This window comes from Caulobacter sp. DWR1-3-2b1, from assembly GCF_049895765.1.
Classification (GTDB): Bacteria; Pseudomonadota; Alphaproteobacteria; order Caulobacterales; family Caulobacteraceae; genus Caulobacter.
The window spans coordinates 214,993-235,209 of record NZ_JAFCSZ010000004.1; the positions used below are offsets into that span (position 1 = coordinate 214,993).

The 20,217-nt window shown below is 67.2% G+C and carries 20 protein-coding genes and 1 pseudogene; 8 read left to right on the forward strand and 13 right to left on the reverse strand.

Translation table 11 applies throughout. The annotated features are described in order from the left end of the window. Positions 1–8 precede the first annotated feature (8 nt). The 3 genes and pseudogenes from ACP69S_RS06200 to ACP69S_RS06210 all read right to left on the reverse strand — a co-directional run. Positions 9–287, reverse strand: a pseudogene (locus ACP69S_RS06200) (carboxymuconolactone decarboxylase family protein); the annotation flags it as partial. Positions 288–302: 15 nt separating this feature from the next. Beyond that, the gene (locus ACP69S_RS06205) at positions 303–440 is read right to left on the reverse strand and encodes a hypothetical protein (RefSeq protein WP_425995699.1); all 138 of its coding nucleotides are present in this window, start codon (positions 438–440) and stop codon (positions 303–305) included. A gap of 92 nt (positions 441–532) precedes the next feature. Further along, entirely contained in the window at positions 533–1,495 is a 963-nt protein-coding gene (locus ACP69S_RS06210; protein WP_425995700.1) for an acetyl-CoA carboxylase carboxyltransferase subunit alpha, read from the reverse strand. Between the two features lie 277 nt (positions 1,496–1,772). On the opposite strand from ACP69S_RS06210, the gene ACP69S_RS06215 reads away from it, so the two are divergent. From ACP69S_RS06215 to ACP69S_RS06225, 3 genes are all read left to right on the forward strand, one after another. Next, entirely contained in the window at positions 1,773–1,973 is a 201-nt protein-coding gene (locus tag ACP69S_RS06215) for a hypothetical protein (RefSeq protein ID WP_425995701.1), read from the forward strand. A gap of 108 nt (positions 1,974–2,081) precedes the next feature. Further along, positions 2,082–3,455 carry a cytochrome P450 gene (locus ACP69S_RS06220; protein WP_425995702.1) on the forward strand — a complete coding sequence of 458 codons (1,374 nt, stop codon included), beginning with the start codon at positions 2,082–2,084 and terminating at the stop codon, positions 3,453–3,455. A gap of 63 nt (positions 3,456–3,518) precedes the next feature. Beyond that, entirely contained in the window at positions 3,519–3,953 is a 435-nt protein-coding gene (locus tag ACP69S_RS06225; RefSeq protein WP_425995703.1) for an OsmC family protein, read from the forward strand. Between the two features lie 102 nt (positions 3,954–4,055). Here ACP69S_RS06225 and ACP69S_RS06230 read toward each other — a convergent pair whose 3' ends face one another. The 7 genes from ACP69S_RS06230 to didA form a co-directional block, all read right to left on the reverse strand. Then, on the reverse strand, positions 4,056–5,105 hold the full coding sequence (locus ACP69S_RS06230) for an HpcH/HpaI aldolase/citrate lyase family protein (protein WP_425995704.1): 1,050 nt from the start codon (positions 5,103–5,105) through the stop codon (positions 4,056–4,058). Between the two features lie 96 nt (positions 5,106–5,201). Continuing rightward, positions 5,202–6,230, reverse strand: a complete 1,029-nt coding sequence (locus tag ACP69S_RS06235; RefSeq protein ID WP_425995705.1) for a mechanosensitive ion channel family protein — start codon at positions 6,228–6,230, stop codon at positions 5,202–5,204. A 47-nt stretch (positions 6,231–6,277) separates the two neighbouring features. Further along, positions 6,278–7,270 carry a pectinesterase family protein gene (locus ACP69S_RS06240; protein WP_425995706.1) on the reverse strand — a complete coding sequence of 331 codons (993 nt, stop codon included), beginning with the start codon at positions 7,268–7,270 and terminating at the stop codon, positions 6,278–6,280. A 74-nt stretch (positions 7,271–7,344) separates the two neighbouring features. After that, positions 7,345–7,779 (reverse strand): hypothetical protein, encoded by a 435-nt coding sequence (locus ACP69S_RS06245; RefSeq protein ID WP_425995707.1) that lies wholly within the window; start codon positions 7,777–7,779, stop codon positions 7,345–7,347. Between the two features lie 44 nt (positions 7,780–7,823). Beyond that, complete coding sequence (locus ACP69S_RS06250) at positions 7,824–9,110, reverse strand: dicarboxylate/amino acid:cation symporter (protein WP_425995708.1); 1,287 nt, start codon at positions 9,108–9,110, stop codon at positions 7,824–7,826. A gap of 369 nt (positions 9,111–9,479) precedes the next feature. Further along, the gene (locus tag ACP69S_RS06255; protein WP_425995709.1) at positions 9,480–10,505 is read right to left on the reverse strand and encodes a dipeptide epimerase; all 1,026 of its coding nucleotides are present in this window, start codon (positions 10,503–10,505) and stop codon (positions 9,480–9,482) included. Positions 10,506–10,548: 43 nt separating this feature from the next. Further along, a complete protein-coding gene (gene didA, locus ACP69S_RS06260; RefSeq protein ID WP_425995710.1) occupies positions 10,549–10,755 on the reverse strand; it encodes a DNA damage-induced SOS-independent cell division inhibitor A in 207 nt (68 codons plus the stop codon). Positions 10,756–10,867: 112 nt separating this feature from the next. Here didA and ACP69S_RS06265 point away from each other — a divergent pair, with 112 nt between their 5' ends. Then, on the forward strand, positions 10,868–11,182 hold the full coding sequence (locus tag ACP69S_RS06265; RefSeq protein WP_425995711.1) for a polyhydroxyalkanoic acid system family protein: 315 nt from the start codon (positions 10,868–10,870) through the stop codon (positions 11,180–11,182). A gap of 3 nt (positions 11,183–11,185) precedes the next feature. On the opposite strand, the gene ACP69S_RS06270 is transcribed toward ACP69S_RS06265, so the two are convergent. After that, complete coding sequence (locus ACP69S_RS06270) at positions 11,186–11,593, reverse strand: DUF983 domain-containing protein (RefSeq protein WP_425995712.1); 408 nt, start codon at positions 11,591–11,593, stop codon at positions 11,186–11,188. Between the two features lie 49 nt (positions 11,594–11,642). On the opposite strand from ACP69S_RS06270, the gene ACP69S_RS06275 reads away from it, so the two are divergent. Further along, a complete protein-coding gene (locus ACP69S_RS06275; RefSeq protein ID WP_425995747.1) occupies positions 11,643–13,034 on the forward strand; it encodes a PLP-dependent aminotransferase family protein in 1,392 nt (463 codons plus the stop codon). Between the two features lie 113 nt (positions 13,035–13,147). Here ACP69S_RS06275 and ACP69S_RS06280 read toward each other — a convergent pair whose 3' ends face one another. Then, a complete protein-coding gene (locus ACP69S_RS06280) occupies positions 13,148–13,351 on the reverse strand; it encodes a hypothetical protein (protein WP_425995713.1) in 204 nt (67 codons plus the stop codon). 61 nt (positions 13,352–13,412) lie between these two features. Then, on the reverse strand, positions 13,413–14,045 hold the full coding sequence (locus tag ACP69S_RS06285; protein ID WP_425995714.1) for a TetR/AcrR family transcriptional regulator: 633 nt from the start codon (positions 14,043–14,045) through the stop codon (positions 13,413–13,415). Between the two features lie 90 nt (positions 14,046–14,135). On the opposite strand from ACP69S_RS06285, the gene ACP69S_RS06290 reads away from it, so the two are divergent. From ACP69S_RS06290 to ACP69S_RS06300, 3 genes are all read left to right on the forward strand, one after another. Beyond that, positions 14,136–15,239 carry an efflux RND transporter periplasmic adaptor subunit gene (locus tag ACP69S_RS06290; protein WP_425995715.1) on the forward strand — a complete coding sequence of 368 codons (1,104 nt, stop codon included), beginning with the start codon at positions 14,136–14,138 and terminating at the stop codon, positions 15,237–15,239. After that, positions 15,236–18,301, forward strand: coding sequence for an efflux RND transporter permease subunit (locus ACP69S_RS06295; RefSeq protein WP_425995716.1), 3,066 nt, complete (start codon positions 15,236–15,238; stop codon positions 18,299–18,301). The genes ACP69S_RS06290 and ACP69S_RS06295 overlap by 4 nt, the downstream gene beginning before the upstream one ends. 185 nt (positions 18,302–18,486) lie before the next feature. Further along, positions 18,487–20,130: a phytoene desaturase family protein gene (locus tag ACP69S_RS06300; RefSeq protein WP_425995717.1), complete on the forward strand. Its 1,644-nt coding sequence runs from the start codon at positions 18,487–18,489 to the stop codon at positions 20,128–20,130. The last annotated feature ends 87 nt before the right edge of the window (positions 20,131–20,217 follow it).

Below are 20,217 nucleotides of genomic sequence, written 5' to 3' on the forward strand. Positions count from 1 at the left end.
GAGGGCGGTTAGTGACCCGAGACCTGCAGGCGGTTCCACAGGTTGATCATGGCGATGGCCGACGTCAGGGCGCTGACCTCGGCGTCGCTGAAATGCTCGCGCAGTTCCGCCCGCAGCGGGGCCAGATCGGCCTTGGGATCCAGCGCCGTCAAGGCCTCGGTCCAGGCCAAAGCGGCCTTCTCGGCGGGGGTGAAATCGGCGACGTGGCGCCAGACGATCAGGCGGTCCAGGCGATCGCTGGTCTCGCCGTCATGACGGGCTTCCTTGGCGTGCAACTTCACGCAGAGGCCGCACTGATTGTTCTACGAGGCCCGCAGCTTGACCAGATGGATCAGGCTCCTGGGCAGGCCGGCGGCGAGGATCGCGCCCTCGGCGGCGATGAAGGCCTGGTAGACGGCGGGGACATTGAGATCGTGACGGAAGGCGGCTGTGGCGGCCATGGCTTGCTCCTTGGGACCGCAGATCGGTCCTTCGCCAGCAAGACGAGATGGGGCGGGCGGATGTGACATCCGTCGTCAGGAAAGTCGCAGGGCTACTGCAGACCCACGCGGCCGATGGCGTAGAAACGGTCCGAGCGCTGCTTCTTCAAAGCGGCGGCGTCGAGCGGGGACAGGGCCTTCAGCTCTTCCTCGACCGCGTCGCCGACGGCCTTCAGGGCGGCTTCGCGATCGGAGTGGGCGCCGCCGGCGGGTTCCTCGATGATCCTGTCGACGATGCCGATCTTGATCAGGTCCTGCGCTGTGATCCGCATCTGGGTGGCCGCATCCTTGGCCCGGGCGCCGTCGCGCCACAGGATCGAGGCCGCGCCTTCGGGGCTGATCACCGAATAGATCGAGTGCTCGAGGATCAGCACCTTGTTGGCGCCGGCCAGGGCGATGGCCCCGCCGGAGCCGCCCTCGCCGACGATGGTGGCGATCATTGGCGTGCCCAGGGTCAGGCAGCGCTCGGTCGAGCGGGCGATGGCCTCGGCCTGACCCCGCTCCTCGGCGCCCAGGCCCGGATAGGCGCCGGCGGTGTCGACGAAGGTCAGGACCGGCAGGCTGAACCGCTCGGCCATATCCATCAGGCGCACGGCCTTGCGGTAGCCCTCGGGCCGGGCCATGCCGAAATTGTGCTTCAGGCGCGTGGTCGTATCGTGACCTTTCTCGTGGCCCATGACCACGACGGGCTGCCCCCGGAAGCGTCCCAGGCCGCCGACGATGGCCTGGTCGTCGGCAAACTTGCGGTCGCCGCGCAGCTCAACGAACTCGTCGATCAGGCCCGCGACATAATCGCGCAGGTGGGGCCGCTGGGGGTGGCGGGCGACCATGGTCTTCTGCCAGGCGTCGAGGTTGGCATAGGCATCGACCCGCAGCTCCTGGGCGCGGTCGCGCAGGGCCTGGATCTCGCTCTCGAACGCGCCCGGCCCAGCGGTCTCGGAGAGCTTGCTCAGCTCCTCGATCTTGCTTTCCAGATCAGCGATTGGGCGTTCGAAATCGAGATAGTGGGCGGCCATGGAGTCTCAACGTCGCCGTTTACGAAAGGGTGCGAACCTAGTGGCTAAGCCATAAAAAGGGAACCGGGTTTGGAACGTTCCTCAGCCGAGCGAATTCATCCCCAGGACCGTCCCCAAATGGATCGCCAGAGAGTCTCTTTTGAAGACTCATTTTTATGGTGAATCGCGACATTTGGTCCTATGGTCGTTTCTAGCTGGTCGCGAACAAGAACCAGCGCCCGCGGCCCCCGCCCATCGAATGTGGCTCGGACCCGCCTGTAGAGGACGAGGGATCCCCATGCAGGTGTTCACCTTCTTCTGTGTCGAATCCGACGGCTCTGTTCCGCGTTTCGACGTTGCTCCATATGCAGATGATCAAGCCGCCCGCCGCCGCGCGTTTGAGCTGATCGACATGCATCACCGCTGCGATCTGATCGAGGTCTGGCGCGGCGCGACGCGCGTGTTCGATGTGCCTGCCCGGCGCCTGGCGGCTGCCTGATTCCCCAAACCGCAATTTTCATCGAACGATGAATTATTGCGGCGCAGCATGCATAGTGCTAGGAGATGCTTCCGGCAGAGGGCTTGGTCCCTTGGTCCGGAGGTTTACATGGACGCTCTCACCGCGCCGTCGCCGCTGATCGTACCGCCCGCGCCCAAGGTGCATGCCCGCCCTATCGGGAATCTCCGGGCGATCTGGGAAATGAGCCGTAGCCTGGTCGGCAGCTGGTCTGAAGCCGACTTCGACGACCTTCTAACCCCCTATGTTTTCCTGGGCCAGCCGGGCCTGGTCGTCAGCGACCCGGCCGGGGTGCGCCATGTCATGGGCTCCCACGCCCATAACTACCGGCGGCCGGGCAAGTCAGCGCGGCCGATCCGCGCCCTGGTCGGCGGTGGCCTGCTGCTGACCGAGGGGGAAACCTGGCGGCGACAGCGCAAGTCGCTGGCCCCGGCCTTCACCCCGGCGGCGATCGGAGCCTTGCTTCCGCACTTCACGGCCGCCGGAGCGGCCCTGGCCGACCGCCTGACGGGGTGCGATCGCGCCAATCTGGCGGAGGCCTTTCATCAGACGGCCCTGGACGCAGTGCTACGGGCCCTGTTCTCGCGCAATGCCGACGCCGACGGCGCGGAGATGGCTCGCCTGGCGCGACGCTATCTGGAGGGACCAGCGCACCTCAACCTGTTCGACTTCCTGGCCAAGGGCGCCGACGATCTGGCAATGGGCGACACAGCTCGCCGTCGCATCGGCGGCCAGTGGTTCGCCGCCGTCGAGGCCCTGATCGCCGAACGCCACGCCAACCCTCGTCCTGACTGTCACGACCTGTTGGGCCGCCTGCTGGCCGCCCGCAACGAGGACGGCGCTCCGCTCGGCGATGCCGAGATCCGCGACCAGTGCGGCACCATGCTGGCGGCCGGTTTCGAGACCACCTCGCGGCTACTGTTCTGGACTGCCTATCTGCTGACCCTGGACACCGCGACCCAGGATCGCGTCCGCGCCGAGATCGTTGCTTTTCCGCCGGAGCGGGTGACCAGCCTCGACGACCTGAAGGCCTGGCCGTTGATGCGCTCGGTGCTGATGGAGGCCCTACGCCTCTATCCGCCCGTACCGTTGATCGCGCGCGAAGTGGTAACTGCCGACGAGATTCTGGGCTGTAGGGTCGAGCCGGGCCACATGATCATGATCAGTCCGTGGCTGATCCATCGACATCGCAAGCTCTGGGACCAGCCCCTGGCGTTCCAGCCCGAGCGGTTCATCGACCAGCCTCATCCGTGGGGGATCGACGCCTTCATCCCGTTCGGCGCCGGGCCGCGTGTGTGTATCGGCGCCAGCTTCGCCTTGGCCGAGGCGCAAATCATCTTGGCCAGCCTCCTGGAGCGCTTTAACATCGCCCTGCCCGCCGGCGCCCGGCCAGTTCTGCCCAAGGCCGGCATCTCGCTGGCGGCCGACCACGAGCCCAACTTCGACCTGACGCCCATAGCGTGATTTTCGACAAGCCAGGCGCGGTCCATCCCGGCATTCTCCTCAAGCTTGAAACCGGAGACAGCCATGACCGACGCCCCTCGCCCCAGCGCCATCGCCGACGACAGCGGCCATGGCGGCCTGCAGATGTTCGTCACCGCCGGTCCGACCAGTCTGGTGGCGGATGTGAAGGTCGCGGGCGGCGGCCTGGACCTCGGTCCCGATCCGCACGACCTGGTCGCGGCGGGTCTGGCGGCCTGCACCACCATGACCCTGCGGCTCTACGCCAAGCGCAAGAACTGGGCGCTGGGCGCGGTGCGCGTCGAGGTGCGCAGTTCGCGGGAGGCCGACATGACGCCGCCTGAGCGGTTCGATCGCGAGATCACGCTGGATGGGGATCTGGATGCCGAGCAGCGCCAGCGGTTGATGGAAATCGCCGAGATGTGCCCGGTCCACCGGCTGCTGACGCAAGGGGCGCGGGTGGTGACGACGGTGGGAAAAGCCCGTAGATCCTCCCCCTGAAGGGGGAGGCGGCCGGAGGCCGGAAGGGGAAGACCGCAATGAGTCAGAGGTTGATCCCCCCTCCGTCGCCTACGGCGACACCTCCCCCGCTAGGAGGAGGGTCTAAAACCCGTACAGCGCCGCATAATCCGCATCCTTGCCCGCGATCTGCCGCGCGCAGTCGACCATGACCTTGGCCTGTTTCCAGGTCGCGTCGTCCTGCATCTTGCCGTCCAGCATCGCCACGCCGGTGCCGTCCGGCATGGCTTCGAGGATACGTTTGGCGAAGATCACCTCGTCCGGGGCCGGGCTGAACACCTGTTTGGCGATGGCGATCTGGCTGGGGTGCAGGCTCCAGGCGCCGGCGCAGCCCATCAGGAAGGCGTTGCGGAACTGCTGCTCGCAGGCGACCGGATCATCGATGGCGCCAAACGGCCCGTAGAACGGCTTGATGCCGTGGGCGGCGCAGGCGTCGACCATCTTGGCGAAGGTGTAGTGCCACAGGTCCTGCTGCACCGAAGCGCGGGCCGAGCCGTCCGGGTGCGGATCCTCGATGACCCGATAGCCCGGATGACCACCGCCCACGCGGGTGGTCTTCATGGCGCGGCTGGCGGCGAGATCGGCCGGGCCGAGCGAAATCCCCTGCATGCGCGGACTGGCCGCGGCGATGGCCTCGACATTCATCACGCCCTCGGCAGTTTCGAGGATGGCGTGGAGCAGGATCGGCCGGGTGACGCCATGCTTGGCCTCCAGCGAAGCCAGCAACTGGTCCATGTAGAAGATGTCCCACGGCCCCTCGACCTTGGGCACCATTATGACGTCGATCTTGTCGCCGGCCTTCTCGACGATGGTCGAGACCTCGTCCAGGTGCCACGGCGAGTTCAGGCAGTTGATCCGCGTCCAGAACCCCACGCCCAAGGCCTTGAAGTCGACTTCGCGGGACATGGCGATCAGGCCGGCCAGGGCCGCGCCCTTGGCGTCGGCGGGGATGGCGTCTTCCAGATTGGCGAGGATCACATCGACAGTCGGAGCGATCTCAGGGACCTTGGCGCGGACCTTTTCCAGGTGCGGCGGCACGAAATGGATCATCCGCTCCACACGGGCCGGCAGGTCGCGATAGGGCGCGGGCGCGCCGATGGCCAAGGGTTTGAAAAAGCCTCGCGCGGTCTTCATCCGCAGTCTCCCCATAGTCTTCTTTTCGCAGTTGCGAGAAGATTGCGGCGGCGCGGCAGACGCGTCAAGGGCTCAGCTTATCAACGTTCAGAAACCTCAGCCCTTGGGCGCAGGAGTCGGCGGCGGCATCGGCGGATCGTCGGGATCCTCGCGCTCGAGGTCCAGAGCCGCGTCGTTACTGGACCCGGGCTTGGCGGCCTTGGCCTTGCCCCGACGGCGGGCGGCGGGTTCGAGCTTCAGGCTGGTCAAAGCGTCCTCGCCCTCCTCGCCGAACAGGCCGCGCACCCGGATATCGCGCTGCGGATAGGGGATCTCGATCCGGGCCTCGCGCAGGGCGTCATCGATCGCCCAGGTGTAGGCCGCGAAGATCGCCGCCGGACGCCGAACAGCCTCTACGGTGGGCCAGACGACCAGCTCGAACTTCAAGGCGTGCTCGCCATAGCCGACCAGCCACACCTGAGTGCGGCGCACGGAATCGTCGGCCGAGGTGAAGGACACCGACTTGGCCGCCTTCAGCACGGCCTCGCGCACCTTCTGCTTGTCGACCCCGAAGGCGGTGACGAACGGCACACGGATGCGGCGGTTGGTGTTGCGCAGGGTCCAGTTGATGACGAGGTCGTTGACCAGAACCGAGTTGGGCACGATCAGGTCGGTGCTGTCATTGGTGCGGATGCGGGTGGCGCGGGGGCCAACCTCGTGGACCACGCCGCGCTGTCCGCTGGGCAATTCGACAAAATCGCCCACCGCCACCAGCCGCTCGAACACGAGGCTAATGCCCGAGGCGAAATCCTTGACCATGCCCTGCAAGCCCAGGCCGACACCCACGCCAAGGGCGCCGGCGAACACGGCCAGCGAGGTCAGGTCCAGGCCCATGGTCGACAAGCCGGCCACGAACCCGATGATCACCAGGCCATAGGTCAGCACCTTCTCGACGATGTACAGCGAAGCGGCGCTGCCGGCCGCCCGGGCGCGAAGGCGCTGCAGACCAGCCGCTGTAAGGCGCGAGGCGATCAGGGCGGCGGCGATGATGAACAGGGCCGCCGCCAGTCCGCCGACCGTCACCGAAGCCTTGCCCAGCTTGAGCAGCTCGAAGGTGTCCAGGCGTTCCAGCGGATTCTCGACCATGGGCCTACTCTGAGCCGCGCCGTATCACCGGATCAAGGGGCGAGGCGCTACATCTCCGCCTTCGGCGTCCAGCCGTCGGCGCCGCGCAGATACGCCGGCATCGACCACTTCGCCGTCTGCGCCTTGGTCAGTTGATGGGTCCACGGCTCGCGCGCGTTCAGGTTCGCGCCCGCCCCTCTGGAGCGATACTCGGCGAAATAGGCCGTCTTCCAGGTTTCGGTCTTGCCGGGGGTCCATTCGCGCCAGCCCTTGGACTCCAGTCCCCTGCCCAGCTTGGCGTTGAGGAACACCACAGTGGCGTAGGGCCGCCAGGCTCGCCCCAGGAACACGCCGGTGGCCTTGGGATCGACGGTCACCTTGGCGCGGTCGAAGATATAGCCGCTGTCCTGCTCTGGCGTCAGTCGACTCTGGGCGGTGAAGAACACGCCGTCATGGCCGATGGCGTGCAGATGACAGCGCTCGAACACCGTCTTGCCGTCGCCGAAGATGAAGTCGATGTGGCCCTCGATATAGGTATTCCGGAAATACTGCCGGCTGTTTTGGCAGGCCGCGCCGGGCGCGCATTTGCGATGGCCGGCATAGAGCGTGTCCTGGGCGCCCAGCAGACGCAGGCGATCAAAGACCGCCCGGTCGCCGTTCACGAACAGCGCCACGGCCTGGGAGGGGACGGCCGCCTTCTGGTGATAGTCGTTGGCGATGGTCAGGTTTCTGGCCTGGAAGTCATCTCCGGTGATCGTCACCGAGGCGCTCTTGAAAGTGCCGCCGACGGTGGCCGAGGCGTCGCCCCAGACCAGCACCACGTCGTCAGGCTTCTTGCCCAGTCCCTTGAAGCGAACATGGGTCCGGGAGACGGTCAGCTTCTCGCGATAGACGCCCGGCGCGATCTCGATGACACCGCCTTGGGCCGGCAGGGCATCGACGGCCGCCTGCACACTGGTGAACGGCGCGCCAGAAGGCGCGACCTTGAGGTGGGTTTCGGCAAAGGCCGGCGACTCCAGAAACGCCGTTGCGAACGCCATGCCGATCCAAAGTCGTTTCATCGCGCGCTCCGCCGCCGTTTCTTGAGCGGCAGCGATAGCACACCGATGACACCGGTAGACAAAAGCTGTCGCGCTCAGGCCTTTCGACTGAGAAGAGCCCAGGATTTCCAGGTCCCGACCGCATAGGCCAAGCCGTAAACCAGGACGATCAGCGAACTCCAGACCGTGAAGGCGTCGATCAATTGTGGCTTCAGCGCCAGTGTTGGAAAGAGGATCAGGCCGCGCGCCAGATAGATCGCGCTGATGGTCACCAGGCCCGTGCGGATCAGCGGCAGGCGCGGGATCAGTCCGGCGCCGGAGAAGGCGTAGGCCGACCAGATCGCCAGGACGGTCGCAATGCCCAGGGTGACTAAAGCCGGAACCCAAGAGCCTCGCTCGGCCGCTCGCGCCAGGGCTTCGCCCGCGCCGAAGAACCGGTACCAATCAGGCCCGCCGACGATCACCGCCAGATGTAAAAGTGCGGCCGCCGCGCTCAGCAGGCCTCCGGCGATCAGCCATCTGTTGCGCATCGGTTCCCCCATTGAAGTTGCAGTCATGGCCAAGCTTTGCGACTTCAATGCGGCGCGTTCTGCTTGCCCTTGTAGACCTCGACGTCGATCTCCTTCTCCCAGCGCCCGACGGCCGTCGCCACGGCCAGATCAGCGGTGACGTTGGGTACGGTGCGGATCATGTCCAGCACCCGGTCGAACGGCAGGATGAAGCCGACGATCAGGGCGGTCTGCTCGGGTCCGATGCCGATGGAGCCCAGCACGGCGGCCAGGATGAACAGCGAGCCCGACGGCACGGGCGCCACGCCCATGGCGACGATGGTCGTGGTCAGGGCGATCAGGGCGTACTGGGCCAGGTCCAGCTGCACGCCGAAGGCCTGGACAGCGAACAGGGTCAGCATGGCCACATACATCGCCGTGCCATCCATGCCGATGGTCGCGCCCAGCGGCAGGACGGTGGAAGTCACCGGCGGCTTGATGCCCAGATTATCCTCGGCCACCCGGATCGCCACCGGCAGGCTGGCCGAGCTCGACGCGGTCGAGAACCCGACCAGCATGGCGTCGATAATGCCTTTAAAAAACGGGACCACCGGCAGCCAGGCCAGGAACCGCACGATAGCGCCGTGCACGACCAGTGTCTGGATCGCCGAGCCCACGACCACGCACAGGGCGAGCTGGGCGACATTGATAAAGGTCTCGGGGCCGTTAGTGCCCATCACCACGGCGATAAGCGCGAAAACGCCAAAGGGCGCGGTCTCCATCACGAAGCCGACCAGTTTCAGCATCACCTCGGTGCCAGACTTCAGAAGCACCGCGACCGGCTTGCCCGCCTCGCCCGCCACGATCACCCCGGCTCCGACCATCACGGCGAAGAAGATGATCGCCAGGGTCTCGCCCTCGGCCAGGGCCTTGATGGGATTGAGCGGTACGATGCCGATGAAGATCTCGGCCGGTGATTTGGGCGTTCCCACGGCCTGAGGCGCGACATTGGCGAAATCCGCGCCCAGGCCCGGCTGGAAGAGGCTGGCGCAGATCAGGCCGACCACCACCGCCAGAAACACGGTAAGGAAGTACATGCCGATGGTCTTGACCCCGATGCCGCCCAGCCGCTTGGGATCGCCCAGCTCGGCCACGCCCGTGGCGATGATCACAAACACCAGCGGCGCCACCAGCATCCGGATCAACCGCACGAAGATGTCGCCGACGATCTTCAGACTGGTCGCCCCCCCGCCCCAGAAATAACCGACGACAGCGCCGAGGATCAGGGCGGCGAGAATGCGCTGGTAGAGGGGCGTGGAGAACCACCAGGCCGTGGGGGACTTTCGCGGCGCGGCAGAGGGCGTGTCGGTCATCGGTGAGGTCCGGTCGGAGTGGGCGCGACCAGACCATGGCGCGTCGCGGCGACGGTCAAGTCCGCTCGATCAGTTGACCGGCGAGAGAACGCTAGAGCCCTTTCCGACCTGATGGCTTCATCAGGGTCGGGCGAAAAGGGCTCTAAATCATAAGTTTAGAGCATTTTTCGATCCGATAACCGTTTCACACTTATCGGAAAATGCTCTAACCGCTAGCAAAGAGCGCTTCTATCCGCTCTCCCCGGCGAAGGCCGGGGCCAAGATCGAACCCGGGCACGATACGGCTGGGCTCGGTCGGTACGCGCATCATCCCCAAACGCACTGGCTGAATCTGGGTCCCGGCCTTCGCTGGGAAGAGCGGGGTTTGGGTCACAGCCACAGCGCTTCCGCCGCAACGCCGTCCCCCCAGAAGCCAGTAGCCGGCGGCCTGATCACACCGCCCTCGACCCGCAGGCCGCCGGGGTGATCGACCGCCAGCCACCAGGGCCCGTCCAGATCGGCGAAATGACAGCTCCCCGCCAGATGCAGGGCCGGGGCGATTCCCAGTGAGGACGCGACCATGCAGCCGGTCATCAGCTGGAAGCCGAGAGCCCGCGCCTGTTCCAGCATCCGCACCGCCTCGGAAAGCCCGCCGGTCTTGTCCAGCTTGAGGTTCACCGCCTGGTAGCGACTGCGCAGGGCAGCAAGGTCCCCACCGACATGGACCGACTCGTCGGCGCAGATCACATAGGGCGGATCGTAACCGTCCAGCGCCTCGTCAGCGTCGGCCGGCAGGGGTTGCTCGACCAGAGCTATGGGCAGGTCGGCCAGCAGGGAGCGCAGGCCGTGGAGGATCTCGAACGTCCAGCCCTCGTTGGGATCGACGATGAAGCGCGCGTTCGGCGCGGCGGCGGCCACGGCGCGCAGGCAGGCGGCGGGGTCTTCGGCGGAGAGCTTGATCTTGATCAGCGGCGCATCGGCCACGGCCCAGGCGGCGGCGGCCATGGCTTCCGGCGCGTCCAGGCTGATGGTGACCGCGGTGATCAGCGCGGGGGGAACGGGCAGGCCCGTGGCCTCGGCGACGCTGACGCCGGTGCGCCTGGCGCGCAGGTCCCAGAGGGCGCAGTCCAAGGCGTTGCGGGCCGCGCCGGGGGGCAGCAGGGCCAGGGCCGCCCCATGGTCGATATTGTCGTCGCCCTCGCGCTCAAGAACCGCCAGGGCCGGCTTCAGCTGGGCCAGGACCCCGTCGACGGTCTCGTCGTATCGGCCATAGGGCACGCTCTCGCCGCGTCCGACCTCACCATCGGCGCGAGCCTCGACCACCACGACCTCGGCCGCCGTCTTGACCCCGCGCGAGATGCGGAACGGGGCCTTCAGCGGGTAGCGAACGGCGCGGGCGGTGACGGACAGCGACATGGGCCAAGGCTTGTCATTGTTCGCCGCCGCTGGCGAGACCCTCCTACCAGCGCCAATCGCGACGGATCGGCGAGTCGGCCCGGCGCTCGCGCAACACCTTGATCGCCAGTGGCCGGTCCACGACAAACAGGGCCAGCCAGACCAGCAGCACGCCGGCATAGCTTATAGAGCCCATCATGCCGGTAGGGCGCCCCGGACGGGCGGGGCGGCGGGTGGGCTGAAAAGCGTGGGGCATGGCGAGATCGGTCATGGCGTCCTCCGTGAGTGACTTGAACCTGACTCGCCCATACGTCAGAAACGGTCGCCCGAACGATGCGTCCGCCGGAACGTTGATCCAGTCCCTTCAGTCGAGATCTCACCCGATGTCCAAGCCGATCACCATCACCATTCCCCACCAGCTTGGCGCAGTCGAAGCGCGGCGGCGAATCGAGACCGGTTTCGCCCAGCTGGCCGGCCAGATCCCCGGCGGCAGCCCTAGCCAGGTGCATCAATCGTGGGCGGGCGACACCATGACCTTCTCGGCCGTCGCCATGGGTCAGACGATCAGTGGCACGATGGATGTGCTGGGTGACATGGTGAAGCTGGATATCGTGCTGCCCGGAATGCTGGGCATGATTGCCAACAAGATCAAAGACCAGCTGCAGAAGCGCGGTCAGCTGTTGCTGGAGAAGAAGTAGCGTCTAGAGGCGACGGGGATCGCGGTCGTGCCGGCCGACGCTTTCGAACCGGCCCTGCTCCGCCTTGTGGATGAACTGCGACGCGACCAGCCAAGCCTTTACCGGCCGAAGCGTTCCCAGGCACCCCGCCAGAAGGGCCGGAAACACGGTGACGAAGTGCACCCACACTGGCGGACGGTAGGTCATCTCGACCCAGGCGAACACGGCGATGACAACGATGCCGACCCCGCTCATCACGAAGAAGGCCGGGCCGTCAGCCGGGTCGGCGAAGGCGTAGCTCAGGTCGCAGCGATCGCAGGCCGGAGCCAGTTTCAGGAATCCCTGGAACAGCTTGCCCTCGCCGCAGCGCGGACAGCGGCAGCGTAGCCCGGAAACGATAGGCGCCGGGGAGTCGTAGATCGGATCGGCCATCAAAAGCCCTTCCTACAATCGTGCGATTTGTGCATACATTATGTATTCAATGTATGTATTTGTGGGTCGCGAGACAACCGGCGTGCTGTCACATCCCCCCGCCGCTTGGCTGAAACGCGCCGAGGGGCTGACAGGTGCGGCCTATAAACGTTTGGCACAGGCGCTGGAGACGGCGATCGCCGAAGGCGAGCTGCAGGCCGGCGACCAGATCCCTGCCCAGCGAGAGGTGGCCCGCCTGATCGGCGTCGACTTCACCACGGTCACCCGCGCCTATGCCCTGGCCCGCGAGCGCGGCCTGATCGAGGGAACGGCCGGACGTGGCACCTTCGTGCGGAGTCAGGCTGGCGAGGACGAGGCGGGGTTGATCGACCTCTCGATGAATCTGCCGCCCCAGCCGCAGGGCCTGAACTTGGGCGCCCTGCTGCGGGAGACGACGGGCACGGTGCTGGCCCGCACCGATCCCGAGGTGCTGATGGCCTATCACAGCGGCGCCGGATCCTTGGCCCAGCGCATGGCGGCGGCGAGCTGGCTGGCGCCGACCCTGGGCGAGGTCTCGCCCGAGCGGGTGCTGGTCTGCGGCGGGGCCCAGACAGCGCTCAGCGCCCTGTTGGCGATATTGGCCCAACCCGGCGAGACGATCGTCGTCGAGGCCCTGACCTATCCCGGTCTGCTGACGGCTGCCGCCCAGCGCGGCCTGCGCGTTGTCCCCTGCCCCATGGATGCCGAGGGACTGGAGCCGCAAGCCCTGGCGCGGCTCTGCGCCGAGCATCGCCCGCGCGCCGTCTGTTGCACACCCACCTTCCAGAACCCGACCACCGCGACCATGGGACGGGCGCGGCGCGAGGCCGTCGTGGCCGTGGCCAAGGCGGCGGGCGTTCCGATTGTCGAGGACGACGCCTACGGCCTGCTGCCGACCATGCCGTTTCCCGCCCTTGCCAGTCTTTGGCCCGACGGCGTGTTCCACATCGCCACCACCGCCAAGACCCTGTCGCCGGGCCTGAGGATCGCCTTCGTGGTCGCGCCGGAGGATCGCGTCGCCGAAGCGGCCCAGGCCCTGCACGCCATCGCCCAGATGCCCGCACCCCTGATGGCCGCCGTGGTCACGGCCTGGATCCGCGACGGCGACGCCCTGCGTGTGCTCGACAGCGTGCGGCGCGAAGCGGTCGAGCGGCGGCGGCTGGCCGCCGAGATCCTGCCCACGGCGGTGAGCGGGCCGGAGAGCCTGCATGTCTGGCTGGATTTGCCGACCGGCTGGAGCCGGGGCCGGCTGATGGAGGCGGCGCGGGCGCGGGGCCTGTCGCTGGTCGACGCGGAGACGTTCCGCGCTCCAGGCGTCACGCGAGAGGGCCTGCGGCTTTCTCTGGGCGCGCCCGGCAAGGCGACGACGCTGGCGCGGGCGTTACGGGAGGTGGCGGCCATCCTGAAAGCGGGGCCCAACTAACAGCTGTCATCCAGGGCGAAGCAAAGCGTTGACCCGGGACCACGGCAGACGCCGAGCTTCCGGCGGCCCCGGCTCGGCGCGCTGCGCGCTTGGCCGGGATGACACGATAGGCCCTAGAACTCGCCCTCGTCCTCGTCTTCACCGGCCTCTTCGCCCTCACGGCCGATCGCCAGTTCCAGCGAGTCGATGATGTCGTCCATCTGTTCGCTGGTGATCGAGACATACAGGGTGTCGCCGCCGATGGCCGAGACCAGCAGGCGATAGCCGTCTTCGGTCTCTTGCAGGCTGAACGACTGGAGGGGCTGCAGCTTGGCCATGGAAGGCTCCGGTAAAATCAAGGCGGGGATATAGTCTCCCCCGCCCGACTTTGCCACGCCTCTACTTCAACGCCCCTCGCCGCAGCATGGCGATATGGGCCGCGATCAGGGTTTCGCGCTCCACCCAGGGGAATTCCGGGCGCGCGATCAGCAGCGACACCAGCCCATGCAGACCCGCCCACAGCGTCTGGGTCGTGATGGTGATATCGTCCAGAACCGTCATGCCTGCGGCCCGATATCCGGCGACGATCTGGCAGAACATCGCGAAGGCCTCCTTGCCGGCGATCATCGGCCGGTTGTTGGTCTTGTCCAGGAACTCGCCGTTCTGACCCTTCTCGATCATGAAGGCCACGCGATAGGCGTTGGGGTGTTCCATGCCGAAATCGACATAGACCCGCAGAGCCCGCTCGAAATTGGCCGGGGTCGGGGCGTGGTCGGCGCGCGCGGCGCACATGCGCTCGACCAAAATGGCGAATGCTCGCACGCACAGTTCGGCGGCCATGTCGTCCTTGGTGGCGAAATAGGCATAGAGCGCCGGCTGCGATATGCCGGCCAGCTCCGCGATCTGGCGCGTCGAGACGGCGTGAACGCCCTTTTCGCCGAACAGGGCCAAGGCCGCGTCGAGGATCTCTTCCCGTCGCTCGCCGCCCTGCCCCTTGGCCTTGCGCGGCGATCTTGTGGTTGGCGTCTTCATTTTCCGACCTTCATCATTCCGCGCCGAGCTTGACAAGTTACAACAATCTATCACTGATAACTTATCATCGATTGATTTGGAACTCGGACGATGCGGCGCTCTGCCCAGCCCCTTCTCCAACGCGCTTGGCGGCCGCTGGTTTTCGCCGCGGCCCTGCCCTTGCTGGCCTCGTGCGGCGGCAAGGCCAAGGAGGCCGAAGCGCCCGCCTTGCCTACGCCCGTGGAGGCGGCCCGTGTCGCCGCGCCCAACGTCGCCGGAACGGTGTCGGGAACCGGCACGCTGGAGCGCCGCCGCGAGATGGCGCTGTCGTTCCGCATCGCCGGGGTCCTCACCCGCATGAGCGTCGAGGCCGGCGACAGCGTCCGGGCTGGCCAGGTCATCGCCACCATCGATCCGGCCAATCTGGATGCTCGCCAGCAGCAGACCTCCGCCGAGCTCGACCGCGCCCGCCGCGATGTGGAGCGCGACAAGGCTTTGTTCGAGAAGGGCTATGTCAGCCGTCAGCGGCTGGACGACCGCCAGAGCGCATTGAAGTCAGCTCAAGCCGCCTATAGCTCGGCGTCCTTTGACCGCCGCTGGGCCCAACTGGTGTCTCCTGCCTCGGGGGTAGTGCTGACGCGCGCCGCCCAAACGGGCGAGGTTGTCCAGCCCGGCCAGGTTGTCGCCCGCGTCGCCGACCTGACCAGCCCGCTCGTCCTGCGCCTGCCGCTTGCCGCCCGCGACGCCGCCCGCGTCAGGGTCGGCGACAGCGCGCGGGTCAGGGTCGAGGACTTGGGCGGGCAATTGCTGAACGGGACCGTCACCCGCGTCGGCGAAGCCGCCGACACGCGCACGGGCGCCGTCGCGGTCGAGATCGAGCTGGCCGGCCGACCCGACCTGCGCAGCGGCCAGATCGCCAGCGCCGAGCTCTCGGTCCGCGCCGCGCCAACAGCCACCGGCGCCTTCGCCCGCATCCCCGCCGAGGCGGTGCTGGAGGCCACCGGCGCCCGCGCCTTCGTGCTACGGTTAGACGGCGGGGTGGCCCGACGGGCCGCCGTCACCTTCGGCGGATTTGACGGTGACGACGCCCTGGTCTCGGGCCTGGCCGACGGAACCCAGGTGATCACCGCCGGGGCCGGCTTCGTCAGCGATGGCGAGCAGGTGCGGGTCGTCGATCCAGCCCGCCTGCCGACCGGCGGGAGAGCCCGGCCGTGAGCTTCGATCTGGCCGGAGTCGCGGTTCGCCGCTGGCAGTTCACACTGGTGGCGTTCGGTCTGCTGGTCATGCTCGGCGTCAACGCCCTGACCAGCATCCCGCGTTCGGAAGATCCGCACTTCCCGACCCCTATCGTCTTCATCCGCGCGGTGCTGCCCGGGGCCGAGCCGTCGGAAATCGAGCAGCTGGTCGTCGATCCCATCGAGGACGCGGTCGATGGCCTGGACGATATCGACAAGGTCGAATCCACCAGCCTGGACGGCGCCGCCATGATCCGGGTCCACTTCAACTGGGATGTCGATACGGAGCGCAAATACGATCAGGTCGTGCGCGAGGTGAACGCCATTCGCGGCAACCTGCCGGCCGGCCTGGCGCGACTGGACATCGACCGGGTCCGCACCTCCGAGGTCGCCATCGTCCAGGTCGCCCTGACCAGCGACATCATGCCTATGCGGCGACTGGAAAAGACCGCAGACCGGCTGCGCGAGCAGCTCGACCGCGTGCCCGGCGTTCGCGAAGCCAAATACTGGGGCGCGCCGCCGTCCGAGGTTCAGGTTACTCTGGACTTGGCTCGCCTGTCGGCCCTGAGACTGCCTGCCACCGCTGTCGCCGACGCCCTGCGCCAGGCCGGAGCCGAGGCCCCGATCGGCGCCGTTCAAGCCGGAGAGCGGCGTTTCAACGTCAAGTCCGGCGGGGCTTTCCGGTCGCTGGAGGTCGTGGCCGACACGCCGGTCCGCGCCCTCGGCGGCCAGGTCACCCGCGTGCGCGACGTGGCCAAGGTGGCCTGGGCGCAGCAGGAGCCCTCCCACCTGACGCGCTTTAACGGCAAGCGGGCCGTGTTCGTCACCGTGAACCAGAAGGACGGCCAGGACGTCGCCAGGATCACCAAGTCCGTGCAGCAGGTGCTGGACGACTATGAAAAGACCCTGCCGGCGGGCGTGAAACTGGAACGCGGCTTTGTCCAGGCCGAAAACGTCAAGCGCCGGTTGAGCAGCCTGTTCCGCGACTTCGGCATCGCCCTGGCCCTGGTGCTGATCACCCTGTTGCCGCTGGGCGCGCGCGCCGGGCTGGTGGTGATGGTGTCGATCCCGCTGAGCCTGTTGATCGGGCTGTCGATGCTGCAGGCCTTCGGCTTCACCCTGAACCAGCTGTCCATCGCCGGCTTCGTCCTGGCCCTGGGCCTGCTGGTCGACGACAGCATCGTCATCACCGAAAACATCGCCCGCCGCATCCGCGAGGGCGAGGAACGCACGCAGGCCGCCATCAACGGCACGCGCCAGATCGGCCTGGCGGTGATCGGCTGCACGGCCACCCTGATGCTGGCCTTCCTGCCGCTGATGGCCCTGCCGGCCGGTTCCGGGGCCTATATCAAGTCGCTGCCGGTCACGGTGCTTTGCACCATCGCCGCCTCGCTTCTGGTCTCGATGACCATCATTCCATTCCTGGCCAGCCGGGTGCTGGACAAGCATTCCGACCCGGAAGGCAACGCCCTTCTGCGGGCGGTCAATGGCGGCATCCACCGCTTCTACCGGCCGCTGCTGCATCGCGCCCTGGCCCGGCCGTGGGCGGCGCTGGCGATCATGCTGGCCCTGTGCCTGACCACCTTCCCGCTGGTGAAGCTGATTGGCTCCAGCCTGTTTCCGCCGGCCGAGACCCCGCAGTTCCTGGTGCGGATCGAGACCCCGGACGGCTCGTCCCTGGCCCGCACTGACCGCGCCCTGAAGTTCGTCGAGCAGCGGCTGAAGGCCGAGCCCGAGATCGTCTGGCGCGCTGCCAATCTGGGCCGCGGCAATCCGCAGATCTTCTACAATCGCAGCCAGCGCGAAAGCTCCACGACCTTCGCCGAGGTGTTCGTCGGCCTGAAACGCTGGGAGCCGGGCGAGAGCGACGCGATCCTGGACGGTCTGCGGCGCGACTTCGCCCATTTCCCCGGCGCGCGCATCAGCGTCGTCACCTTCGACAACGGTCCGCCCATCGACGCGCCGGTCGCCATCCGCCTGACCGGCCAGAACCTCGACGTGCTCAAGGCTCTCGCCGCCCGGACCGAAGCGATCCTCAAGGCTACGCCGGGCGCGCGCGACGTGACCAACCCTGTCCGCCTGGACCGCACCGACCTGGATCTCGGCGTCGACGAAGCCAAGGCCGCGGCCCTGGGCGTGCCGGCGGGCGCAACGCGCCGCGTGGCGCGGCTGGCCCTGTCGGGCGAGGAGACCGCCCGCTTCCGCGATCCCGACGGCGACGACTATGCGGTAAGGGTGCGATTGCCGGCGGCCCAGGCCGACGGCGCGGCGCGCAATCCTCTATCGGCGCTCAAGGATGTCTATGTCCCGACGGCGGACGGCCTGGCTGCCCGGCTGGACGCTATCGCCACGCCCAGCCTGAAGTCGAGCCCGTCCCGCATCGACCGCTTCGATCGCGAGCGCACGGTGACGGTCAGCGCCTATGTCTCGACCGGCTATCTGGCCTCTGGTGTGACCGAGGACGCGGTGGCGCGGCTTGAAAAGGACCTGCCCCTGCCGCCTGGCTATCGCCTGTCGCTGGGCGGCGAGGCCGAGGCTGCGTCGGAAAGCTTCGCCGGCCTGGGCGCCGCGATCCTGATCGCAGTGTTCGGGATCATGGCGGTCCTGGTCCTGGAGTTCCAGAAGTTCAAGACCGCCCTGGTCGTCGCCGGCATCATCCCGTTCGGCATTTTCGGCGCGGTGGCGGCCTTGGCCATCACCGGCAATTCGATGAGCTTCACGGCGACCATCGGGCTGATCGCGCTGATCGGCATCGAGATCAAGAACTCGATCCTGCTGGTCGACTTCACCGAGCAGCTACGTCGCGAGGGCATGGGCCTGCACGACGCCATAGAGAAGGCCGGCGAGGTGCGGTTCCTGCCGGTGCTGCTGACCAGCGTCACGGCGATTGGCGGGCTGCTGCCGTTGGCGCTGGAGCAGTCGGGGCTCTACTCGCCGCTGGCCATCGCGATCATCGGCGGACTGATCACCTCGACCTTGCTGTCGCGGGTGGCGACGCCGGTCATGTACTGGCTGACGGCGCGAGGTGAGGAGCGGGCTTAGGGCGGCGAAACTTGCCCCCTCCGGATGCTGCACATCCTCCTCCCCCGCAGGGGCAGGGGGAAGAGGAACTCATCCGCCCGCCTTTGGGGGCGGACGACCGCGAAGCGGTCAGGTGGGGGGAGTACGCCCTTGCCTATTATACACTCGTATAGCAACCTCTCCCCTCACACTCGGGGACACACCACATGGCCGCCACCCAAACCCGCGACGCCGTCATCATCGGCGGCGGCCACAACGGCCTCGTCTGCGCCTTCTACCTGTCCAAGGCCGGGCTGAAGGTCACGATCTGCGAGGCCCGGAGCGTGGTCGGCGGAGCGGCGGTAACTGAGGAGTTCCACCCCGGTTTCCGCAACTCGGTGGCCAGCTACACGGTCAGCCTGCTCAGCCCCAAGGTCATCGCCGACATGGGGCTGCACGGCCATGGCCTGAAGATCGTCGAGCGGCCGATCTCCAACTTCCTGCCGATCAGCGACAGCAAATACCTCAAGCTGGGCGGCGGGCTTGAGCGCACCCAGGAGGCGTTCCGCCAGTACAGCCGCCGCGACGCCGAGGTGCTGCCGGCCTATTACGCCATGTTGGACGAGATCGGCGACGTGCTGCGCGATCTGGCGGCCGAGACCCCGCCCAATCTGGGCGACGGCATCCACGGCCTGCTGCGCGGCGCGCGCCAGGGCACGCGGCTGGCCCTGTTGAGCAAGGAGCGCAAGCGCGACCTGCTGGATTTGTTCACCAAGAGCGCCCGCGATTTCCTGGACGGCTGGTTCGAGAGCGACGCGGTCAAGGCCAGCTTCGGCTTCGACGCCGTGGTCGGCAATTTCGCCAGCCCGGATTCGCCGGGGTCGGCCTATGTCCTGCTCCATCACACCTTCGGCGAGGTGAACGGCAAGAAGGGCGCCTGGGGCCACGCCATTGGCGGCATGGGCTCGATCACCCAGGCCATGGCCAAGGCCTGCGAGGCCCTCGGTGTCGAAATCCTGCTCGATGCGCCGGTCGAGGCTGTGCATGTCGAACACGGCAAGGACGGCGCGAGAGCCGTCGGCGTGCAACTGGTCGACGGGCGCCAGATCATGGCCCCCATCGTCTCGTCCAACCTTAATCCGTCGCTGCTGTACGGCAAGCTGATCGCGCCCTCGGCCCTGCCGGCGGCGTTCGCCAAGGCGATCAAGGGCTACAAGAACGGCTCGGGCACCTTCCGGATGAACGTGGCCCTGTCGGAACTGCCGGACTTCACCTGCCTGCCCGGCAAGGTCGCAGCCGAGCATCACCAGTGCGGCATCGTGATCTCGCCGACCCTCGACTACATGGACGAGGCCTACCGCGACGCCAAGGCCTTCGGCATCAGCAAAAAGCCCATCGTCGAGATGCTGATCCCCTCGACCCTGGACGACAGCCTGGCGCCTCCGGGGCAGCATGTCGCCAGCCTGTTCTGCCAGCAGTTTGCCCCGACCCTGCCGGACGGGCGCTCGTGGGACGACGAGCGCGAGGCCGCCGCCGACCTGATCATCGATACGGTCAATGACTGGGCCCCCAACTTCAAGGCGTCGGTCCTGGGACGGATGATCCTGTCGCCGCTGGACCTGGAGCGGAAGCTCGGTCTCACCGGCGGCGACATCATGCATGGCCACATGTCGCTGGATCAGCTGTGGGCGGCGCGGCCGGTGCTGGGCCACGCCAGCCATCGCGGGCCGATGAAGGGCCTCTATATGTGCGGCGCCGGCTGCCATCCGGGCGGCGGCGTCTCGGGCAATCCGGGTCGCAATGCGGCGCGTGAGATCCTGCGCGACAAGGATTTCGTCACGGCGCTGAAGCTTTCGGTGGTGGGGCGGTGATGCAGGAAAATCCGCTCTTCCCGGCGAAAGCCGAGACCCAGATCCATCCTGAGCTTCTGGGGATGACGCGCCTTCTGCCTCGACCAA

Bases quoted from the DNA above. Each gene is read 5' to 3' on its own strand.
- ACP69S_RS06205 (WP_425995699.1), bottom strand. From the start codon at position 440: ATGGCCGCCACAGCCGCCTTCCGTCACGATCTCAATGTCCCCGCCGTC.
- ACP69S_RS06210 (WP_425995700.1), bottom strand. From the start codon at position 1,495: ATGGCCGCCCACTATCTCGATTTCGAACGCCCAATCGCTGATCTGGAA.
- ACP69S_RS06215 (WP_425995701.1), top strand. From the start codon at position 1,773: ATGCAGGTGTTCACCTTCTTCTGTGTCGAATCCGACGGCTCTGTTCCG.
- ACP69S_RS06220 (WP_425995702.1), top strand. From the start codon at position 2,082: ATGGACGCTCTCACCGCGCCGTCGCCGCTGATCGTACCGCCCGCGCCC.
- ACP69S_RS06225 (WP_425995703.1), top strand. From the start codon at position 3,519: ATGACCGACGCCCCTCGCCCCAGCGCCATCGCCGACGACAGCGGCCAT.
- ACP69S_RS06230 (WP_425995704.1), bottom strand. From the start codon at position 5,105: ATGAAGACCGCGCGAGGCTTTTTCAAACCCTTGGCCATCGGCGCGCCC.
- ACP69S_RS06235 (WP_425995705.1), bottom strand. From the start codon at position 6,230: ATGGTCGAGAATCCGCTGGAACGCCTGGACACCTTCGAGCTGCTCAAG.
- ACP69S_RS06240 (WP_425995706.1), bottom strand. From the start codon at position 7,270: ATGAAACGACTTTGGATCGGCATGGCGTTCGCAACGGCGTTTCTGGAG.
- ACP69S_RS06245 (WP_425995707.1), bottom strand. From the start codon at position 7,779: ATGCGCAACAGATGGCTGATCGCCGGAGGCCTGCTGAGCGCGGCGGCC.
- ACP69S_RS06250 (WP_425995708.1), bottom strand. From the start codon at position 9,110: ATGACCGACACGCCCTCTGCCGCGCCGCGAAAGTCCCCCACGGCCTGG.
- ACP69S_RS06255 (WP_425995709.1), bottom strand. From the start codon at position 10,505: ATGTCGCTGTCCGTCACCGCCCGCGCCGTTCGCTACCCGCTGAAGGCC.
- didA (WP_425995710.1), bottom strand. From the start codon at position 10,755: ATGACCGATCTCGCCATGCCCCACGCTTTTCAGCCCACCCGCCGCCCC.
- ACP69S_RS06265 (WP_425995711.1), top strand. From the start codon at position 10,868: ATGTCCAAGCCGATCACCATCACCATTCCCCACCAGCTTGGCGCAGTC.
- ACP69S_RS06270 (WP_425995712.1), bottom strand. From the start codon at position 11,593: ATGGCCGATCCGATCTACGACTCCCCGGCGCCTATCGTTTCCGGGCTA.
- ACP69S_RS06275 (WP_425995747.1), top strand. From the start codon at position 11,643: ATGTATGTATTTGTGGGTCGCGAGACAACCGGCGTGCTGTCACATCCC.
- ACP69S_RS06280 (WP_425995713.1), bottom strand. From the start codon at position 13,351: ATGGCCAAGCTGCAGCCCCTCCAGTCGTTCAGCCTGCAAGAGACCGAA.
- ACP69S_RS06285 (WP_425995714.1), bottom strand. From the start codon at position 14,045: ATGAAGACGCCAACCACAAGATCGCCGCGCAAGGCCAAGGGGCAGGGC.
- ACP69S_RS06290 (WP_425995715.1), top strand. From the start codon at position 14,136: ATGCGGCGCTCTGCCCAGCCCCTTCTCCAACGCGCTTGGCGGCCGCTG.
- ACP69S_RS06300 (WP_425995717.1), top strand. From the start codon at position 18,487: ATGGCCGCCACCCAAACCCGCGACGCCGTCATCATCGGCGGCGGCCAC.